At 67.7% G+C, this 3,272-nt stretch carries 3 protein-coding genes; 2 read left to right on the top strand and 1 reads right to left on the bottom strand.

Annotated features, from left to right (window positions below; all coding sequences use genetic code 11):
- Together DYI24_RS23840 and dusA are read left to right on the top strand one after the other, a co-directional pair.
- Positions 1-1,888, top strand: a 1,888-nt coding sequence (locus tag DYI24_RS23840; protein ID WP_164574084.1) for an efflux RND transporter permease subunit, incomplete at its 5' end; no start/stop codon positions are given.
- Positions 1,889-1,999: 111 nt separating this feature from the next.
- On the top strand, positions 2,000-2,995 hold the full coding sequence (gene dusA / locus DYI24_RS23835) for a tRNA dihydrouridine(20/20a) synthase DusA (RefSeq protein ID WP_164574083.1): 996 nt from the start codon (positions 2,000-2,002) through the stop codon (positions 2,993-2,995).
- A 12-nt stretch (positions 2,996-3,007) separates the two neighbouring features.
- On the opposite strand, the gene DYI24_RS23830 is transcribed toward dusA, so the two are convergent.
- A partial coding sequence (locus DYI24_RS23830) for a TIGR02281 family clan AA aspartic protease (protein WP_164574082.1) occupies positions 3,008-3,272 on the bottom strand: 265 nt, incomplete at its 5' end.

Genomic DNA, 3,272 nt, shown 5'->3' with positions numbered 1-3,272 from the left:
GCGCGCTGCGTCATTCGCCTGGGAGTCCACGGCGTTTCCGATGCTCACCGGCACGCTGGTCACCGCGGCGGGCTTTCTGCCGGTCGGCATGGCGGCGAGCGGCACCGGCGAATATGCCGGCAGCATTTTCTGGGTGGTCGGCATTGCGCTGCTGGCGTCGTGGGCTGTGGCGGTGATCCTGACGCCGTATCTCGGCTTCGTGTTGTTGCCGCACTCGCTGAGCACCGGCACCGCGCACGCGGTCTATGACAACGGCCTGTATCGACGCTTTCGCAGCGTCGTCACCTGGTGCATCCATCACCGCCTGATCGTGATCGGCATCACCATCGCGGCGTTCGCGATCTCGATCGTCGGCTTCGGCAAGATTCAGCGGCAATTCTTCCCGACCTCCGACCGCACCGAGCTGTTTGTCGAATTGCGGCTGCCGGGCGGCAGCGGGATCGAGGCGACGCTCGCCAATGCCCAGCAGGCCGAAGCGCTGGTCGCAAGTGATGACGACGTCGTCACCTGGAGCACCTATGTGGGCAAAGGCCCGCCGCGTTTTCTGCTCAACGTCAATCCCGAACTGCCGAACGAGTCGTACGGCGAACTCGTCATCGTCACCAAGGACAGCGCCGCGCGCGAGCGGGTGAAGCGCAAGATCGAGCAGGCCGTCGCCGATGGCGCGATCGCCGGCGCGCGGGTGCGGGTGAAGCGGCTGGCCTATGGTCCTCCGATCAAGTTTCCGGTGCAGTTCCGGGTGATCGGCGAGGACCCGAACACGGTGCGATCGATCGCCTACCAGGTCCGCGATATCATGCGCGGCAATCCGAACGTGATCGAGCCGCAGCTCGATTGGAACGAGCAGATGCCCTCGGTGCGTCTGGTGGTCGATCAGGATCGAGCGCGGGCGCTCGGGCTCGATCCGCAGACGATCTCGCAGACCTTGCAGATGCTGATGACCGGCGCGCCGGTGACCACCGTGCGTGACCGGACCGAGAAGGTCGTGGTGGTGGCGCGGGCGATCGCGGCGCAGCGCAACGATCTCGGCGCCATCGACGATCTCACTGTGCTGTCGCGCAATGGCGTGCCGGTGCCGCTGTCGCAGATCGCCGAGATCCGCGAAGGCCACGAGGAGGCGATCCAGTGGCGGCGCGACCGCGACATGGCAATCACCGTGCGCAGCGATGTACGCGATGGCGTGCAGGCGCCGTTCGTCTCGTCGGTGGTGTGGGGCGCGCTGGCCGATCTGCGCCAGCACCTGCCGGCCGGCTACCGGATCGAACTCGGCGGGGCGATCGAGGACTCGTCGAAAGCCAACGGTGCGTTGTTCGCGGTGGTGCCGGCGATGCTGGTGGTGATGCTGACCGTGCTGATGCTTCAGCTGCAGAGCTTCGCCAAGCTGGCGTTGGTGTTGCTGACGGCGCCGCTCGGCCTGATCGGCGCCTGCGCCGGGCTGCTGCTGTTCGGCAAGCCGTTCGGCTTCGTCGCGCTGCTCGGACTGATCGCGCTCGCCGGCATGATCATTCGCAACTCGGTGATTTTGGTCGACCAGATCGAGCAGGACATCGCGGCGGGGCATCCGCGCGAGGAGGCGATCGTCGGCGCCACCGTTCGCCGGGCGCGGCCGGTGGTCCTGACCGCACTTAGTGCCGTGCTGGCGATGATCCCGCTGACGCGGTCGAGCTTCTGGGGCCCGATGGCGGTCGCGATCATGGGCGGGCTGCTGGTCGCCACCGTGCTGACGCTGCTGTTTCTGCCGGCGCTGTACGCGGCGTGGTTCTGCCGCGATCCGGCCTCGACATCATCGCTGCGGCAACGCGTCGGCGGGCTCCTGGAGGCGGCCCGCGCCAGGTTCAGCGCATCGCTCCCGGCGATCCTGCGCCGGCGCGCGGAATCTGGACGCTGACTGCTCCCTCGCCGCGCGGGGAGGGCAGTGCCAGAACGGGCTGGAAATCGCCGGATTCCCGGGCTACCAGCAGCCTTGACGCCGCCAGCCAATCCGCCGACATACTGAAATATGCAGCTTCATCAGCCACATCGCTTCTCCGTCGCGCCGATGATGGAGTGGACCGACAGCCCCTGTCGGGTCTTCCATCGGCTGCTGACCAAGCGTGCGTTGCTCTACACCGAGATGGTCACCACCGGAGCGGTGATCCACGGGGACCGGCAGCGGCTGCTCGGCTTCGATGCGAGCGAACATCCGCTGGCGCTGCAGCTCGGCGGCTCCAATCCGAACGACCTCGCCACCTCGGCGAAGATCGGCGAGGACTTCGGCTACGACGAGATCAACATCAACGTCGGCTGTCCGTCCGATCGGGTGAAGGAGGGCCGGTTCGGCGCCTGCCTGATGGCGGAGCCGGAGCTGGTTGCCGAGGGCGTCGCCGCGATGAAGCGCGCCGTCTCTGTGCCGGTGACGGTGAAGTGCCGGATCGGGATCGACGATCAGGACCCCGAAGTCGCGCTCGACGCGCTGGCGCGCGCGGTGGTCGCAGCCGGCGCCGACGCGCTGATCGTGCACGCCCGCAAGGCGTGGCTGAACGGGCTGTCGCCGAAAGAGAACCGCCATATCCCGCCGCTCGATTACGACCGGGTGTATCGGCTGAAGCAGGCGATGCCGCAGGTGCCGATCATCATCAACGGCGGGATCGGCAGCATCGCGGAGGCCGCGCGGCATCTCGAGCACGTCGACGGCGTGATGCTCGGCCGCGCTGCCTATCAGGAGCCGTGGCGGCTCCTCGAGGTCGATCCTGAGCTGTTCGGCGATCCTGCGCCGTATGCCTCGATGAAGGAGGCGCTCGAAGCGCTGATCCCGTATATCAAGCGCCAGCTTGCGCAAGGCCTGCGGCTCCGCGCGATCACCCGCCACGTCATCGGCGCGTATCAGGGCGTACCCGGCGCGCGCGCGTTCCGCCGCTATCTGTCCGAATTCGGCGTCAAGCCAGACGCCGACGCCAGCGTGCTGTTGAAGGCGATGGTGGCGGTGACGGAGCGGGCGGAGATCGCGGCCGCTTAAAGCCCGGTCCGATCAGGGATACCCGCGCAGCCGGAGCTGGTCGGCACGGACTTCCCAGCTTTCGAGGCGGTCGAGGAAGCTCATCCCGAGCAGGTTGGTCTTCATCTGGCCGCGCGGCACCACCAGGGCCGGGACCGAGCGCTCGACCAGTTTGCCGATCGCCAGGCTGTCGAGCGACAGCCGCGCCGCGCGGGTGTGGCCGCCGGCGGTTTCCAGTTCGACGTTGAAGTTCAGCAGCTCGAGCGGCAGGCCCGCCGCCTTGGCGGTCTCGTAAGTG

The sequence above is a fragment of the Rhodopseudomonas sp. BR0C11 genome, assembly GCF_010820945.1.
In the GTDB taxonomy this organism is placed as follows: domain Bacteria; phylum Pseudomonadota; class Alphaproteobacteria; order Rhizobiales; family Xanthobacteraceae; genus Rhodopseudomonas; species Rhodopseudomonas palustris_H.
The sequence above is the reverse complement of the archived record's forward strand: the minus strand, read 5'-3'. Positions and strand labels throughout refer to the sequence as shown.

Coding starts and splice junctions, on each gene's coding strand:
- dusA (WP_164574083.1), top strand. CDS start 2,000: ATGCAGCTTCATCAGCCACATCGCTTCTCCGTCGCGCCGATGATGGAG.